Below are 16,748 nucleotides of genomic sequence, written 5' to 3'. Positions count from 1 at the left end.
ATATGCCGAGGACGCCCGCAGCGCGCTGCCTCACAATGGGAGGCATGCCGATATCCGGGACACCCAGCCGCGCCCAGCTCGTCGACCACCTGGTGAGGACCCGTATCGCGGGGGACGTCGCCACGCCCCGCGAGAACAACCTCTCCCACTACCGCCAGCTCGCCAACGGGGTCCGGAACTTCTGGCTCGGCCTGGAACTGGGCGACCGCTGGACGGACGAGCAGGACGTGCTCGCTGTGATGGCGGAGAGAGTCGGCGTCAGCGACGACCCCGAGTACCGGTACGGGCAGGACACCATCGACCCCGAGCTGACGGTGGACGCGCTGGAGCGGATGGCGGGGCGGCTGCGCAAGGCGGCCGAGGGGCGGCAGCGGGTGCTGTTCGCGACCGGTCACCCGGGTGGCCTGCTGGACGTGCACCGGGCCACGGCCGGCGCGCTGCGCGCCGCCGGCTGCGAGATCGTGGTCATCCCGGACGGGCTGCAGACGGACGAGGGGTACGTCATGCAGTTCGCGGACGTGGCGGTGCTGGAGCACGGGGCGACGCTGTGGCACACCCACTCCGGGGAGCCGATGCGGGCCATCCTGACGGGACTTGAGCGCGAGGGGCGCCCGCTGCCGGACCTGGTGGTCGCGGACCACGGCTGGGCGGGGTACGCCGGACAGCACGGCCTGGACTCGGTCGGGTACGCCGACTCCAACGACCCGGCGCTGTTCCTCGCCGAGTCCGAGGGCACCCTGCAGGTCGTCGTGCCGCTCGACGACCATGTGGTCAGCCCGCGTCACTACGATCCCCTGACGGCGTATCTGCTGGCCGAGGCGGGGCTGGCGTAACGCCGGCGGCGGGCTCAGCGCGGGACGCGGACCACGCCCTCCTGGATGACCGTGATGGCGAGCCGGCCGTCCTGCGTGTAGATACGGGCCTGGCCCAGGCCGCGGCCGCCGTGCGCGGACGGCGACTCCTGGTCGTACAGCAGCCATTCGTCGGCGCGGAAGGGCCGGTGGAACCACATCGCGTGGTCCAGGGAGGCGCCCACGACATCTCCCACGGCCCAGCCGCCCCGGCCGTGCGCGAGCAGCACCGAGTCGAGCAGGGTCATGTCGGAGACGTAGGTGGCGAGGACGACGTGCAGCAGCGGTTCGTCGACAGCACCGCCCAGCTTGCCGTTGGCCCGGAACCACACCTGGCTGTGCGGCTCGCGCGGCTCGCCGAACTGCCCGTACGGCGGCTCGTCCACGTACCTGAGGTCGATCGCCTCGCGGGCCTCCAGGAACCTCTCGACGACCTCGGGGGCGAGGTGGCCGTAGCCGCGCAGCCGCTCCTGCGAGGTCGGCAGCGTCGCCGGGTCGGGCGAGGCGGGCATGGGCGCCTGGTGCTCCAGACCCTCCTCGTACGTCTGGAAGGACGCCGAGAGGTGGAAGATCGGCTTGCCGTGCTGGACGGCGACCACGCGGCGGGTGGTGAAGGACCGGCCGTCGCGGATGCGGTCGACGGTGTAGACGATCGGCGCGCCGGGGTCGCCGGGGCGCAGGAAGTACGCGTGCAGCGAGTGGGCGGGCCGGTCCGCGGGGACCGTCCGCCCGGCGGCGACCAGCGCCTGCGCGGCGACCTGCCCGCCGAAGACACGGGGTACGACGGCGGAGCGGGACTGGCCGCGGAAGATGTTCTCCTCGATCTGCTCCAGGTCGAGCAGATCGAGGAGATCCTGGAGTGCCTGGCTCATGGCGTCAGTTGTACCGGCCAGTGATTGCGGGGACCTTACAGACCCATGTCCTTGGCGATGATCGACTTCATGATCTCGCTGGTGCCGCCGTAGATGCGGTTGACGCGGTTGTCCGCGTACAGGCGGGCGATCGGGTACTCGTTCATGTAGCCGTAGCCGCCGTGCAGCTGGAGGCAGCGGTCGATGACGCGGTGGGCGACCTCGGTGCAGAACAGCTTGGCGGAGGCGGCCTCGGCGGGGGTCAGCTCACCGGCGTCCAGGGCCTCCGTGGCGCGGTCGGCGACGGCCTCGGCCGCGTCCACCTCGGCCTGGCAGGCGGCCAGCTCGAACTTCGTGTTCTGGAAGTGGGCGACCGGCTTGCCGAAGACGGTGCGCTCCTGCACGTACTGCTTGGCGAACCGGACGGCGGCCTTGGCCTGCGCGTAGGCGCCGAAGGCGATGCCCCAGCGCTCGGAGGCCAGGTTGTGGCCGAGGTAGTAGAAGCCCTTGTTCTCCTCGCCGAGCAGGTCCTCGACCGGGACCTTGACGTCGACGAACGCCAGCTCGGCGGTGTCGGAGGTCTTCAGGCCGAGCTTGTCCAGCTTGCGGCCGACGGAGTAGCCCTCGGACTTGGTGTCCACGGCGAACAGGGAGATGCCGTGGCGGCGGTCCTCGGCGGTGGGCGCGGCGGTGCGGGCACAGACGATCACCTTGTCGGCGTGGACGCCGCCGGTGATGAAGGTCTTGGCACCGTTGAGGACGTAGTGGGTGCCGTCCTCGCTCAGCTTGGCGGTGGACTTCATGCCCGCGAGGTCGGAGCCGGTGCCCGGCTCCGTCATCGCGATGGCCCACATCTCCTCGCCGCTGACGAACTTCGGCAGGTAGCGCTTCTTCTGCTCGTCGGTGGCGAGCATCTTGATGTACGGCAGGGCGAGCAGCACGTGGACGCCGGAGCCGCCGAACTGCACGCCGGCACGGGCGGTCTCCTCGTAGAGGACGGCCTCGAACTTGTGGCTGTCCAGGCCGGCGCCGCCGAACTCCTCCGGCACGTTGATGCCGAAGATGCCCAGCTCACCGAGCTTGTAGTAGAAGTCGCGCGGCGCCTGGCCGGCGGCGAACCACTCGTCGTAGACGGGGACGACCTCGGCCTCGATGAAGGCGCGCAGGGTCTCCCGGAAAGCCTCGTGATCCTCGTTGAACACCGTACGGCGCACGCCGCCCACCTCCACCTGTCTAAGCGCTTGCTCAGAATCGAAGATACCGGCGAGTACGGCGATGCGTCCAGGGTGAGCTGTGCCACCCGCCCGGGACGGGGCGGCGGACCCGGCGCGCCCGTCAGCCCTCGGTGACCCCCGCCGCCCCGAACGCCCCCCGGGCCATGCGGTGCAGCAGCGCCGCCATGGCGCCCCGCCCGGGCAGCGTCCCCGCGCGGCCCAGGTGCGGGGTGGAGTTCAGCAGGCCGAAGACCGAGTGGACGGCCGAGCGGGCCGACGGCTCGGACAGTCCCGGATAGACCTCCCGCACGACCTCCACCCACAGCTCGACGTACTGCCGCTGGAGCTGGCGCACCAGCTTGCGGTCGCTGTCGCGCAGGCGGTCCAGCTCGCGGTCGTGCAGGGTGATCAGAGGACGGTCGTCCAGGGCGAAGTCGATGTGGCCCTCGATCAGGGAGTCGAGGACCGCGGAGGCGCCCGTTCGGCCGTCCGCCTCCGCCAGACGCCGCTTGGCCCCCGTCAGCAGCTGGCCGCTGATGCCCACCAGCAGCTCGGCGAGCATCGCGTCCTTGCCCGGGAAGTGCCGGTACAGACCGGGACCGCTGATGCCGACCGCGGCACCTATCTCGTCGACACCGACGCCGTGGAAGCCACGCTCGGCGAAGAGCCGGGCGGCCTCCTTGAGGATCTGCTCGCGGCGGGTGGGGGCGTCGGTTCTGGTGACCATGCAGGCAATTCTAGACAGCGAGGTTAGCGGTCGTTAACCTGAAGGAAATGGTTAACGCTCATTAACAGCGGAATCACGGGTTCGATCACCGGGTGAGGGGACCGCAGGATGCAGGAGGCACCGGAGCTCCGGAGCGCGGCAGATCCCGCGTCGGAGGCCTGGCGGGCCAATGAGAAAGCCCATCTCGCGCTCGTCGGCGAACTGCGCGCCAAGCTGGCCGCGGCGGCCCTCGGCGGCGGCGAGAAGGCGCGGGCGCGGCACACCGCGCGCGGCAAGCTGCTGCCGAGGGACAGGGTGGACACGCTGCTCGACCCGGGGTCGCCGTTCCTGGAGCTGGCGCCCCTCGCGGCCGACGGGATGTACGACGGGCAGGCCCCGGCGGCCGGGGTGATCGCCGGGATCGGGCGGGTCAGCGGACGCGAGTGCGTGATCGTCGCGAACGACGCCACGGTCAAGGGCGGCACGTACTACCCGATGACCGTGAAGAAGCACCTGCGTGCCCAGGAGGTGGCCCTCGACAACCGGCTGCCGTGTGTGTACCTGGTCGACTCCGGTGGCGCGTTCCTGCCGATGCAGGACGAGGTCTTCCCCGACCGGGACCACTTCGGACGGATCTTCTACAACCAGGCCCGGATGTCCGGCGCCGGGATCCCGCAGATCGCGGCCGTTCTCGGCTCGTGCACCGCCGGCGGCGCCTACGTCCCGGCGATGAGCGACGAGGCCGTGATCGTCCGTGGCCAGGGCACGATCTTCCTCGGCGGGCCGCCGCTCGTGAAGGCGGCCACCGGCGAGGTCGTCACGGCGGAGGAGCTGGGCGGCGGCGAGGTGCACTCCCGGGTCTCCGGGGTCACCGACCATCTCGCCGAGGACGACGCGCACGCCCTCCGGATCGTCCGGAACATCGTCGCCACGCTCCCGGCCCGGCGGTCCCTGCCCTGGGAGGTCACGCCCGTCACCGACCCCAAGGCCGACCCGTACGGGCTCTACGGCGCCGTCCCGGTCGACTCCCGCACCCCCTACGACGTCCGCGAGATCATCGCGCGCGTGGTCGACGGCTCGCGGTTCGCCGAGTTCAAGAGCGAGTTCGGGCAGACCCTGATCACCGGCTTCGCCCGGATCCACGGCCACCCGGTCGGCATCGTCGCCAACAACGGCATCCTCTTCTCCGAGTCCGCCCAGAAGGGCGCCCACTTCATCGAGCTGTGCGACCAGCGCGGGATCCCGCTGGTGTTCCTGCAGAACATCTCCGGGTTCATGGTCGGCAAGGACTACGAGGCGGGCGGTATCGCCAAGCACGGCGCCAAGATGGTCACGGCGGTCGCCTGTACGCGCGTGCCCAAGCTGACGGTCGTCGTCGGCGGGTCGTACGGCGCGGGCAACTACTCGATGTGCGGCCGGGCCTACTCGCCCCGCTTCCTGTGGATGTGGCCCAACGCCAAGATCTCCGTCATGGGCGGCGAGCAGGCCGCGTCCGTCCTCGCCACGGTCAAGCGCGACCAGCTGGAAGCGCGCGGCGAGAACTGGCCGGACGGGGACGAGGAGGCCTTCAAGGCGCCGATCCGCGCGCAGTACGAGCGCCAGGGCAACGCCTACTACGCCACCGCCCGCCTCTGGGACGACGGCGTGATCGACCCGCTCGAAACCCGTCAGGTGCTCGGACTCGCCCTGACGGCCTGTGCCAACGCGCCACTGGGAGAGCCCCAGTTCGGCGTCTTCCGGATGTGAGGAGGGGAACCGTGTTCGACACAGTGCTGGTCGCCAACCGGGGCGAGATCGCCGTACGTGTCATCCGTACGCTCCGCTCGCTGGGCGTGCGCTCGGTGGCGGTCTTCTCCGACGCCGACGCCGACGCGCGGCACGTCCGGGAGGCCGACACGGCCGTACGGATCGGGCCGGCGCCCGCGGCCGAGAGCTATCTGTCCGTCGACCGCCTCCTGGAGGCCGCCGCCCGCACGGGTGCGCAGGCCGTCCACCCCGGGTACGGCTTCCTGGCCGAGAACGCGGGCTTCGCGCGGGCGTGCGAGGAGGCGGGGCTGGTCTTCGTCGGCCCGTCCGCGGACGCGATCGCGCTCATGGGCGACAAGATCCGCGCCAAGGAGACGGTGCAGGCGGCCGGGGTGCCGGTGGTGCCGGGCGGCCGGGACCCCGACCTCGCCGAGGCGGCCCGCGCACTGGGCGCGCCCGTGCTGCTCAAGCCCTCCGCCGGCGGCGGCGGCAAGGGCATGCGGCTGGTGCGGGACATGACCGTGCTGGAGGAGGAGATCGCCGCCGCCCGCCGCGAGGCCCGCGCCTCCTTCGGCGACGACACGCTGCTCGTGGAGCGGTGGGTCGACCGGCCCCGGCACATCGAGATCCAGGTGCTGGCCGACGGGCACGGCAACGTCGTCCATCTCGGCGAGCGCGAGTGCTCCCTCCAGCGGCGCCACCAGAAGATCATCGAGGAGGCGCCGAGCGTGCTCCTCGACGAGGCGACGCGCGCGTCGATGGGCGAGGCGGCGGTGCAGGCGGCGCGCTCGTGCGGGTACCGGGGCGCGGGCACGGTGGAGTTCATCGTGCCGGGCGGGGACCCGTCCTCGTACTACTTCATGGAGATGAACACCCGCCTCCAGGTGGAGCACCCGGTCACCGAGCTGATCACCGGGCTGGACCTGGTGGAGTGGCAGCTGCGGGTGGCGGCCGGGGAGCGGCTGGGCTTCGCCCAGGAGGACGTGACGCTGACCGGGCACGCCGTCGAGGCCCGGATCTGCGCCGAGGACCCCGCCCGCGGCTTCCTCCCCTCCGGCGGCACGGTCCTGCTGCTGGACGAGCCGCGGGGCGACGGCGTGCGCACCGACTCCGGGCTCAGCGAGGGCACCGAGGTGGGCAGCCTGTACGACCCGATGCTGTCCAAGGTGATCGCCTACGGCCCCGACCGGGCGACCGCGCTCAGGAAGCTCCGGGCGGCCCTCGCCCAGACGGTCACGCTGGGCGTGCAGACCAACGCGGGCTTCCTGCGGCGGCTGCTGGCCCATCCGGCGGTCGTGGCGGGCGAGCTGGACACGGGGCTGGTGGAGCGCGAGGTGGACGGGCTGGTACCGGACGGGGTGCCGGCGGAGGTCTACGCGGCCGCGGCGCTGCTGCGGCAGGCCGCGCTCGCGCCCGCCGGCGGCTCGGGCTGGACGGACCCGTTCGCGGCCGCGGACGGCTGGCGGCTGGGCGGTGACCGGGCCTGGACGCCGCACCACCTGCAGGTGCCGGGGCACGAGCCGGTGACCGTGCGGGTGCGCAGCACGCCGGACGGCGCCACGGAACTGCTGCTGCCCGGGGCGGACATGCCGCTGCGGGCGTCCGGGGGCGTGCCCCCGCGGCCCGGCGCCGCACACCGGTTCGGCTTCCTGCTGGACGGCGTCTCCCACACCTTCGCGGCCGGGCCGGACGGCTCCTGGCTGGGCCGGGACGGCGACGCCTGGCACGTGCGCGACCACGACCCGGTCGCCGCGTCCCTCACCCGGTCCGGGCACGCGGGCGCGGACTCGCTGACCGCGCCGATGCCCGGCACGGTCACGGTGGTCAAGGTGGCCGTCGGTGACGACGTCACGGCAGGCCAGAGCCTGCTGGTGGTGGAGGCGATGAAGATGGAGCACGTCATCTCCGCCCCGCACGCGGGCACGGTCGCCGAGCTGGACGTGGCCCCGGGCACCACGGTCGCCATGGACCAGGTGCTCGCCGTGATCGCACCACACGCCGAGGAAGGGGTGGCCCAGTGACCGCCGACGGACTCCCCATGGTCGTGCCGGCCGCCGATCTGCCCGCACGGGTGCGGATCTACGAGGTCGGCGCGCGCGACGGGCTGCAGAACGAGAAGAGGACCGTACCGGCCGAGATCAAGGCGGAGTTCATCCGCCGGCTCGCCGGCGCGGGCCTGACGACCATCGAGGCGACCAGCTTCGTGCACCCCAAGTGGGTGCCCCAACTGGCCGACGCCGAGCAGCTGTTCCCGATGGTCGGCGACCTGCCGGGGGTGGCGCTGCCCGTCCTGGTGCCCAACCAGCGCGGGCTGGACCGGGCGCTGGCGCTCGGCGCCGACCGGATCGCCGTCTTCGCCAGCGCCACCGAGTCCTTCGCGAAGGCCAACCTCAACCGCACGCTGGACGAGTCGCTGGCCGTGTTCGAGCCGGTGGTGCGGCAGGCGAAGGACCGGGACGTGCACGTGCGCGGCTATGTGTCCATGTGCTTCGGCGACCCCTGGGAGGGCGCGGTCCCCCTGCACCAGGTGGCCCGTGTCTGCAAGGCCCTGCGGGACATGGGCTGCGACGAGCTGAGCCTCGGCGACACGATCGGCGTGGCCACCCCCGGCCATGTGCTCGAACTGCTCAACCTGCTCAATGAGGAGGGCGTGCCGACCAACATGCTCGGCGTGCACTTCCACGACACCTACGGCCAGGCGCTCGCCAACACCTATGCGGCCCTGGAGCACGGGGTGACCACGGTCGACTCCTCGGCCGGCGGACTCGGCGGCTGCCCGTACGCCAAGTCCGCCACCGGCAACCTCGCCACCGAGGACCTCGTCTGGATGCTGCACGGCCTCGGCATCCAGACCGGGGTCGACCTCGGCCGTCTCACCGCCACCAGCGTGTGGATGGCCGCCCATCTGGACCGGCCCAGCCCGTCCCGCACCGTCCGCGCTCTCTCCCACAAGGACCAGTGATCAGCATGGACCACCGTCTCAGCCCTGAGCTGGAGGAACTCCGCCGTACGGTGGAGGAGTTCGCGCACGACGTGGTGGCGCCGAAGATCGGCGACTTCTACGAGCGACACGAGTTCCCCTACGAGATCGTCCGCGAGATGGGCCGCATGGGCCTGTTCGGGCTGCCGTTCCCGGAGGAGTACGGCGGCATGGGCGGCGACTACCTGGCCCTCGGCATCGCCCTGGAGGAACTGGCCCGGGTGGACTCCTCGGTGGCGATCACCCTGGAGGCGGGGGTGTCGCTGGGCGCCATGCCGCTGCACCTCTTCGGCACGGACGAGCAGAAGCGCGAGTGGCTGCCCCGCCTGTGCGCGGGCGAGATCCTGGGCGCGTTCGGTCTGACCGAGCCGGACGGCGGCAGCGACGCGGGCGCGACCCGTACGACGGCCCGCCTGGACCCGGACACGAACGAGTGGGTGATCAACGGCACGAAGTGCTTCATCACCAACTCCGGCACGGACATCACGGGTCTGGTGACGGTCACCGCGGTGACCGGCCGCAAGCCGGACGGCAAGCCGCGGATCTCCTCGATCATCGTCCCGTCCGGCACGCCGGGCTTCACGGTCGCCGCGCCCTACTCGAAGGTCGGCTGGAACGCCTCCGACACCCGTGAGCTGTCGTTCGCCGACGTCCGCGTCCCCGCCGCCAACCTCCTGGGCGAGGAGGGCCGGGGCTACGCCCAGTTCCTGCGCATCCTGGACGAGGGCCGCATCGCCATCGCGGCGCTCGCCACGGGCCTGGCGCAGGGCTGTGTGGACGAGTCGGTGAAGTACGCGAAGGAACGCCACGCCTTCGGCAGGCCGATCGGCGCCAACCAGGCCATCCAGTTCAAGATCGCCGACATGGAGATGAAGGCGCACACGGCCCGCCTGGCCTGGCGGGACGCGGCCAGCCGTTTGGTCGCGGGCGAGCCCTTCAAGAAGGAGGCGGCGCTGGCCAAGCTCCACTCCTCCACGGTCGCCGTCGACAACGCCCGCGACGCCACACAGATCCACGGCGGCTACGGCTTCATGAACGAGTACCCGGTGGCCCGCATGTGGCGCGACTCCAAGATCCTGGAGATCGGCGAGGGCACGAGCGAGGTCCAGCGGATGCTGATCGCGCGGGAACTGGGGCTGGCGGGCTGAGGCCCGCGGGGCGCCCCTGCGGGCGGGGCGCCTGGCGTCACCCTCGCCGCCGAGACGGTACGGGCACCGACCCCCTGGACATCGAGTGAGGTTAGGCTAACCTGACCTTCGAACCAGTCCGGTGGGTCGCCCCGCCCTGTTCCGAAAGCAGCCGAGCCATGTCCAACGCCCCTGCCCCGCACATGAATCGCCGCGGCATCCTCGCCGCGGGCGGCGTCCTCGCACTCGGCGCCGCGCTCACCGCCTGCGGGGACGGCAAGGGCGAAGACACCGGCCCGGGCAGCGGGACGCAGGCCGCCAGGTCCGGCCCCTGGTCCTTCAAGGACGACCGCGGCACGACCGTGAAGCTCGACAGGGTCCCCGCGAACATCGTCGCCTTCACCGGTGTCGGCGCGGCACTCCACGACTACGGCATCCAGGTCAAGGGCGTCTTCGGCCCGACGACGACCAAGGACGGCAAGCCCGACGTCCAGGCCGGCGACATGGACGTCAGCAAGGTGACGGTCCTCGGCAACACCTGGGGCCAGTTCAGCATCGAGAAGTACGCCTCGCTCGCGCCCGACGTGCTGGTCTCCACGATGTTCGACGGCGCCGGCACGCTCTGGTACGTCCCCGAGGAGTCGAAGAAGAAGATCGCCCAACTGGCCCCCAGCGTCGGCATCTCCGTCTACGACCGTCAGCTCACCCAGTCGCTGCAGCGCATGTGGAGCCTGGCCGAGTCGCTCGGCGCCGACATGAGGGCCGCCAAGGTGACCGACGCCAAGAAGCGGTTCGAGGCCGCCGCCGCCCGGCTGCGCGCCGCCGCCAAGGCCAAGCCCGGCATCAAGGTGATGGCCGGCAGCGCGAGCGACCAGCTGTTCTACGTCTCGGGCACCGACCTCTCCGTGGACCTGGAGTACTTCAAGGCCCTCGGCGTGAACTTCGTGGAGCCGCCGGAGAGCGCCAAGAAGCAGGGCGGCGGCTGGTACGAGTCGCTGAGCTGGGAGAACGTCGACAAGTACCCGGCCGACATCATCATGATGGACGACCGGTCCTCGACCATCCAGCCGGCCGACATCAGCAAGGCGACCTGGAAGAAGCTGCCCGCGGTGAAGGCGGGGCAGGTCATCGCCCGCTCGCCCGAGCCGATCCTGTCGTACGACAAGTGCGTGCCGCTGCTCACCGGTCTGGCCGAGGCCCTGGAGAAGGCGAAGAAGGTCAGCTGACCTCCGGGCCACCCCTGACACAGCCCTGAACCCCACCCTCAGGAGCCACCCATGACGACGGCCGTAGCCGCCCCGTTCCGCTTCTTCTCCCTGCAGGTCGTCCGGACGAGGCGGCTGGGGCCGTCTCTGGTGCGCGTGACCTTCGGCGGAGCCGATCTGCACGCCTTCCACTCCGACGGGCGGGACCAGTCCCTGTCCCTGTTCCTGCCGCACCCGGGCCAGCCGGAGCCCGTCGTGCCCCTGGAGCTGGGCGACGACTGGTGGCAGGCGTGGCGTGAACTCCCGGACGGCATACGGGCGGTCATGCGCTCGTACACCCTCCGGGCTCTGCGCCGCGACCCCCTGGGGCAGACGGCCGAGATCGACATCGACTTCGCGCTGCACGGCGTCGGGCCCGGCGCCTGCACGCCCGCCGGCCCCGCCTCCCGCTGGGCCTCCCGGGCCGGTGCCGGCGACCGGGTCCTGCTGCTCGGTCCGGCCGTCGCCGACAACCGGGCGATCCGCTTCCGCCCGCCCGAGGACACCGACCTCGTCGTACTGTGGGGCGACGAGACCGCCGTACCGGCCGCGACCGCGATCCTGGAGTCCCTGCCCGCCGGCACCCGCGTCCGGACCTGGCTGGAGGTGCCGCACGCCGGTGACATCCAGGACGTGCGCACGCAGGCGGACGCGGAGATCACGTGGCTCGTACGGCACGACGGGTCCCCCACGGCCGTCGATGCCGTACGGGCCGCCCGACTCCCCGCCACCGAGCGGCCGTACGTGTGGATCGCCGGGGAGTCGGGGCAGGTGAAGGCGCTGCGGCGGTATTTCGTCGGCGAGTGCGGGGTGGACCGGCGGCGGGTGACCTTCGTCGGGTACTGGCGGCAGGGGATGACCGAGGAACAGTTGCGGGCCGCCGAGTAACTCCCCCTGGAGTGACGCCGGTCACGGGTCACCCATGTCTTGATCCAGGGAAGTTAGGTTAGGCTAACCTAAGCTTAAACCCCGCACGGACTGTCCCCTCGGAGGACCCCCACATGCGCTCGCACCTGCTCAATGGCCTCACCGCGGAGCACTACCGAAGCTCCGTGACCGATGGAGTCGAGCGGGTGGCGGCCAAACTCGCCACCACCGACCGTCCGTTCACCGGCGTCACCGTGGACGCCCTCGCCCCCCGCGTCGACGCCATCGACCTGGACCGCCCGCTCGGCGACACCGCCGCCGTCCTGGACGAGCTGGAGGACGTCTACCTCCGCGACGCGGTCTACTTCCACCACCCCCGCTACCTCGCCCACCTGAACTGCCCCGTCGTCATCCCGGCCGTGCTCGGCGAGGCCGTGCTCTCGGCGGTCAACTCCTCGCTGGACACCTGGGACCAGTCGGCCGGCGGCACCCTGATCGAGCGCAAGCTCGTCGACTGGACGGCCCGGCGGATCGGCCTCGGGCCCGCCGCGGACGGCGTGTTCACCTCCGGCGGCACCCAGTCCAACCTCCAGGCCCTGCTCCTCGCCCGCGAGGAGGCCAAGAGCGAAGACCCCGCCACCCTGCGCGTCTTCGCCTCCGAAGCCGGCCACTTCAGCGTGCAGAAGGCCGCCAGACTGCTCGGGCTGGGACAGGAGGCCGTCGTCCCCGTCCCCGTCGACCACGAGAAGCGCCTGCAGACCGTCGCCCTCGCCCACGAGCTGGAGCGCTGCCGGCGCGACGGCCTGACCCCCATGGCCGTCGTCGCCACCGCCGGCACCACCGACTTCGGCTCCATCGACCCGCTCCCGGAGATCGCCGGACTGTGCGCCCAGTACGGCGCGTGGATGCACGTCGACGCGGCCTACGGCTGCGGGCTGCTCGCCTCCCTGAAGTACCGGCAACGCATCGACGGCATCGAGCGCGCCGACTCGGTCACCGTCGACTACCACAAGTCCTTCTTCCAGCCGGTGAGCTCCTCCGCCGTCCTGGTGAGGGACGCGGCCACCCTGCGGCACGCCACCTACCACGCGGAGTACCTCAACCCGCGACGCATGGTGCAGGAACGTATCCCCAACCAGGTCGACAAGTCCCTGCAGACCACCCGCCGCTTCGACGCCCTCAAACTGTGGCTGACCCTGCGGGTGATGGGCGCCGACGGTATCGGGCAGCTCTTCGACGAGGTCTGCGACCTGGCGGCCGAGGGCTGGAAGCTGCTCGCCGCCGACCCCCGCTACCACGTCGTCGTCGAACCCGCCCTGTCCACCCTCGTCTTCCGCTACATCCCGGCGGCCGTCACCGACCCGGCCGAGATCGACCGCGCCAACCTCTACGCCCGCAAGGCCCTGTTCGCCTCCGGCGAGGCCGTGGTCGCGGGCACCAAGGTCGGCGGCCGCCACTACCTGAAGTTCACCCTGCTCAACCCCGAGACCACGACGGGCGACATCGCCGCCGTCCTCGACCTGATCGCCGGCCACGCCGAGCAGTACCTGGGAGAGTCCCTTGACCGCGCGTCCTGAAACCCCGCACACGACCTACGACTTCGTGGGGATCGGGCTCGGCCCCTTCAACCTCGGCCTCGCCTGCCTGACCGAACCGATCGCCGGCCTGGACGGCGTCTTCCTGGACGCCAAACCGGACTTCGAGTGGCACGCCGGGATGTTCCTGGACGGCGCCCACCTGCAGACCCCGTTCATGTCGGACCTGGTCACCCTGGCCGACCCGACCTCCCCGTACTCCTTCCTCAACTACCTGAAGGAGAAGGGCAGACTCTACTCGTTCTACATCCGCGAGAACTTCTATCCGCTGCGGGTGGAGTACGACGACTACTGCCGCTGGGCGGCGGGCAAGCTGAGCAGCGTCCGGTTCGGCACGACGGTCACCGAGGTGACGTACGAGGACGAGCTGTACGTCGTCCGCACCGCGGCCGGTGACACCTACCGCGCCCGCCACCTGGTCCTCGGCACCGGCACCCCGCCGCACATCCCGGACGCCTGCCGGGGTCTGGGCGGCGACTTCCTCCACAACTCCCGCTATGTGCACCACAGGGCGGAGCTGCAGCGCAAGAAGTCGATCACGCTGGTCGGCAGCGGCCAGTCGGCGGCCGAGATCTACTACGACCTGCTCGGTGAGATCGACGTCCACGGCTACCAGCTGAACTGGGTCACCCGCTCCGCGCGCTTCTTCCCCCTCGAATACACCAAGCTCACGCTGGAGATGACCTCCCCGGAGTACGTCGACTACTACCGCGAGCTGCCCGAGGCCACCCGCTACCGGCTGACCGCCGAGCAGAAAGGCCTGTTCAAGGGCATCGACGGCGACCTGATCAACGACATCTTCGACCTCCTCTACCAGAAGAACCTCGCCGGCCCGGTCCCCACCCGCCTGCTCACCAACTCCTCGCTGAACGGCGCACGGTACGCGGACGGCACGTACACGCTCTCCTTCCGCCAGGAGGAGCAGGAGAAGGACTACGAGCTGACCAGCGAGGGCCTGATCCTCGCCACCGGCTACCGGTACACCGAGCCGGACTTCCTCAAGCCCGTCAGGGACCGGCTGCGCTACGACTCCCGGGGCAACTTCGACATCGCCCGCAACTACGCCGTCGACGTCACCGGCCGGGGCGTCTTCCTGCAGAACGCCGGCGTCCACACCCACAGCATCACCAGCCCCGACCTGGGGATGGGCGCCTACCGGAACGCGTACATCATCCGCGAGCTGCTCGGGACGGAGTACTACCCGGTCGAGAAGAGCATCGCCTTCCAGGAGTTCGCCGCATGAACGACACGAACACGACCTTCACCTTCCGTGCCGTCGACCCGCTGGAGGACGGCGGCCTCCTGCACTCCTGGGTCACCCACCCCAAGGCCTCCTTCTGGATGATGCAGGACGCCGGACCGGAGGACGTCGAGCGCGCCTACATGGAGATCGCGGCGGACGAGCACCACCACGCCCTGCTCGGCCTGCGGGACGGGGAGCCGGTCTTCCTGATGGAGAAGTACGACCCCGCGCACCGGGAGCTGACCGGCCTGTACGAGGCCCGGCCGGGAGACATCGGCATGCACTTCCTCACCCCGCCGACCGCCACGCCCGTGCACGGGTTCACCCGGTCGGTCATCACCGCCGTGATGGCCCACCTCTTCGAGGACCCCGCGGTGCGGCGGGTCGTGGTCGAGCCGGACGTGCGCAACAAGGCCGTGCACGCCCTGAACGAGGCCGTCGGGTTCCTGCCCGAGCGGGAGATCCAGAAGCCGGAGAAGAAGGCACTGCTGAGCTTCTGCACGCGTGAGCGGTTCACCGCCGCGACGGGAGTGGCCGCATGACCCTCGCCGACGCCGTGGCCCACCTCTCCCCGGACCGCTGGGCGACCGCCAACCGCCTGCTGATCCGCAAGGCACTCGCCGAGTTCGCGCACGAGCGCCTGATCACGCCCGAACAGGAGGGTGAGGAGTACGTCGTCCGCAGTGACGACGGCCTGACCTCCTACCGCTTCTCCGCCGTCCGGCGCGCCCTCGACCACTGGCAGGTGGACGCCGAGTCCCTCACCCGGCACCGCGACGGCGGTGAACTCCCCTTGGACGCACTGGACTTCTTCATCGAGCTGAAGGACTCCCTGGGGCTGAGCGACGAGGTCCTGCCGGTGTACCTGGAGGAGATCTCCTCCACCCTCTCCGGTACCTGCTACAAGCTCACCAAGCCCCGCACCACCTCCGCGGAGCTGGCGGACAGCGGCTTCCAGGCGATCGAGACCGGGATGACCGAGGGCCACCCCTGCTTCGTCGCGAACAACGGCCGGCTCGGGTTCGGCATCCACGAGTACCTCTCCTACGCCCCCGAGACCGCGAGCCCGGTCCGGCTGGTGTGGCTGGCCGCGCACCGTTCGCGGGCCGCGTTCACGGCGGGCGTCGGGATCGTGTACGAGGACTTCATCCGGCAGGAGCTGGGGGCGGAGACGGTCGACCGGTTCCACGACCGGCTCACCGGCCAGGGCCTCGACCCCGCCGACTACCTCCTCATCCCCGTCCATCCCTGGCAGTGGTGGAACAAGCTCTCCGTCACCTTCGCCGCCGAGGTGGCCCGCCGGCACCTGGTCTGCCTCGGCGAGGGCGGGGACGAGTACCTGGCCCAGCAGTCCATCCGGACCTTCTTCAACGCCTCCCACCCGGAGAAGCACTATGTGAAGACCGCCCTGTCCGTCCTCAACATGGGCTTCATGCGGGGGCTGTCGGCCGCCTACATGGAGGCGACCCCGGCGATCAACGACTGGCTGGCCCGGCTGATCGAGAACGACCCGGTGCTGAAGGCCACGGGCCTCACGGTCATCCGGGAGCGGGCGGCGGTCGGCTACCGCCATCTGGAGTACGAGCAGGCCACCGACCGCTACTCCCCGTACCGCAAGATGCTGGCCGCGCTGTGGCGGGAGAGCCCGGTGCCGGGCCTGCGGGAGGGCGAGTCCCTCGCCACCATGGCCTCCCTCCTCCACCTCGACCACGCCGGCGCCTCCTTCGCGGGCGCGCTGGTCACCCGCTCGGGCCTGACGCCCACCGAGTGGCTGCGCCGGTACCTGCGGGCGTACTACACCCCGCTCCTGCACTGCTTCTACGCCTACGACCTCGCCTTCATGCCGCACGGCGAGAACGTCATCCTGGTGCTGGAGGACGGGGTGGTGCAGCGGGCGGTCTACAAGGACATCGCCGAGGAGATCGCGGTGATGGACCCCGACGCGGTCCTGCCGCCGCAGGTCCGGCGGATCCGTGTCGAGGTGCCGGACGACCAGAAGCTGCTGTCGGTCTTCACGGACGTCTTCGACTGCTTCTTCCGCTTCCTCGCCGCGCACCTCGCCACCGAGGGCATCCTGGAGGAGGACGCCTTCTGGCGCACGGTCGCGGAGGTCACCCGCGAGTACCAGGCGGCGAACCCCGAACTGGCCGAGAGGTTCCGCCGGTACGACATGTTCACCCCCGAGTTCGCCCTGTCCTGCCTCAACCGCCTGCAGCTGCGCGACAACAAGCAGATGGTCGACCTCACCGACCCCTCCGGCGCCCTCCAGCTCATCGGCACCCTGAAGAACCCGATCGCCGGGTTCTGACTCCCCAGCGGCTTGA

Annotated in this window: 14 protein-coding genes; 11 read left to right on the top strand and 3 right to left on the bottom strand. The window is 71.0% G+C overall.

Going from position 1 to position 16,748, the window contains the following annotated elements; genetic code table 11:
- The first annotated feature begins 44 nt into the window (after positions 1–44).
- Positions 45–833, top strand: coding sequence for a phosphatase (locus IO33_RS0102935; RefSeq protein ID WP_031159777.1), 789 nt, complete (start codon positions 45–47; stop codon positions 831–833).
- A 14-nt stretch (positions 834–847) separates the two neighbouring features.
- Here IO33_RS0102935 and IO33_RS0102930 read toward each other — a convergent pair whose 3' ends face one another.
- From IO33_RS0102930 to IO33_RS0102920, 3 genes are all read right to left on the bottom strand, one after another.
- Positions 848–1,723 (bottom strand): acyl-CoA thioesterase, encoded by an 876-nt coding sequence (locus tag IO33_RS0102930; RefSeq protein WP_031159775.1) that lies wholly within the window; start codon positions 1,721–1,723, stop codon positions 848–850.
- A 35-nt stretch (positions 1,724–1,758) separates the two neighbouring features.
- On the bottom strand, positions 1,759–2,916 hold the full coding sequence (locus tag IO33_RS0102925; protein WP_031159773.1) for an acyl-CoA dehydrogenase family protein: 1,158 nt from the start codon (positions 2,914–2,916) through the stop codon (positions 1,759–1,761).
- A 121-nt stretch (positions 2,917–3,037) separates the two neighbouring features.
- Complete coding sequence (locus tag IO33_RS0102920) at positions 3,038–3,643, bottom strand: SACE_7040 family transcriptional regulator (protein ID WP_031159771.1); 606 nt, start codon at positions 3,641–3,643, stop codon at positions 3,038–3,040.
- A gap of 108 nt (positions 3,644–3,751) precedes the next feature.
- On the opposite strand from IO33_RS0102920, the gene IO33_RS0102915 reads away from it, so the two are divergent.
- The 10 genes from IO33_RS0102915 (at position 3,752) to IO33_RS0102870 (ending at position 16,732) form a co-directional block, all read left to right on the top strand.
- Complete coding sequence (locus tag IO33_RS0102915; protein WP_031159769.1) at positions 3,752–5,368, top strand: carboxyl transferase domain-containing protein; 1,617 nt, start codon at positions 3,752–3,754, stop codon at positions 5,366–5,368.
- An 11-nt stretch (positions 5,369–5,379) separates the two neighbouring features.
- Entirely contained in the window at positions 5,380–7,389 is a 2,010-nt protein-coding gene (locus tag IO33_RS0102910; RefSeq protein WP_031159767.1) for an acetyl/propionyl/methylcrotonyl-CoA carboxylase subunit alpha, read from the top strand.
- The gene (locus IO33_RS0102905) at positions 7,386–8,330 is read left to right on the top strand and encodes a hydroxymethylglutaryl-CoA lyase (RefSeq protein WP_031159765.1); all 945 of its coding nucleotides are present in this window, start codon (positions 7,386–7,388) and stop codon (positions 8,328–8,330) included. The genes IO33_RS0102910 and IO33_RS0102905 overlap by 4 nt, the downstream gene beginning before the upstream one ends.
- A 5-nt stretch (positions 8,331–8,335) precedes the next feature.
- Positions 8,336–9,496, top strand: coding sequence for an acyl-CoA dehydrogenase family protein (locus tag IO33_RS0102900; protein WP_031159763.1), 1,161 nt, complete (start codon positions 8,336–8,338; stop codon positions 9,494–9,496).
- A gap of 158 nt (positions 9,497–9,654) precedes the next feature.
- Complete coding sequence (locus IO33_RS0102895) at positions 9,655–10,701, top strand: ABC transporter substrate-binding protein (protein WP_031159761.1); 1,047 nt, start codon at positions 9,655–9,657, stop codon at positions 10,699–10,701.
- 51 nt (positions 10,702–10,752) lie between these two features.
- Positions 10,753–11,607, top strand: a complete 855-nt coding sequence (locus IO33_RS0102890) for a siderophore-interacting protein (protein WP_031159758.1) — start codon at positions 10,753–10,755, stop codon at positions 11,605–11,607.
- Positions 11,608–11,720: 113 nt separating this feature from the next.
- Positions 11,721–13,163 (top strand): lysine decarboxylase DesA, encoded by a 1,443-nt coding sequence (desA, locus tag IO33_RS0102885; protein WP_031159755.1) that lies wholly within the window; start codon positions 11,721–11,723, stop codon positions 13,161–13,163.
- Positions 13,147–14,424 (top strand): lysine N(6)-hydroxylase/L-ornithine N(5)-oxygenase family protein, encoded by a 1,278-nt coding sequence (locus IO33_RS0102880; RefSeq protein WP_031159753.1) that lies wholly within the window; start codon positions 13,147–13,149, stop codon positions 14,422–14,424. Before desA ends, IO33_RS0102880 begins: the two co-directional genes overlap by 17 nt.
- Positions 14,421–14,966 (top strand): GNAT family N-acetyltransferase, encoded by a 546-nt coding sequence (locus IO33_RS0102875; protein ID WP_031159751.1) that lies wholly within the window; start codon positions 14,421–14,423, stop codon positions 14,964–14,966. The genes IO33_RS0102880 and IO33_RS0102875 overlap by 4 nt, the downstream gene beginning before the upstream one ends.
- On the top strand, positions 14,963–16,732 hold the full coding sequence (locus tag IO33_RS0102870; RefSeq protein WP_031159749.1) for an IucA/IucC family protein: 1,770 nt from the start codon (positions 14,963–14,965) through the stop codon (positions 16,730–16,732). Before IO33_RS0102875 ends, IO33_RS0102870 begins: the two co-directional genes overlap by 4 nt.
- Positions 16,733–16,748 lie beyond the last annotated feature (16 nt).

This window comes from Streptomyces durhamensis (assembly GCF_000725475.1).
Taxonomy (GTDB): domain Bacteria; phylum Actinomycetota; class Actinomycetes; order Streptomycetales; family Streptomycetaceae; genus Streptomyces; species Streptomyces filipinensis.
Note: the sequence above shows the minus strand (reverse complement) of the source record. Positions and strands in the feature narration are given on the sequence as shown.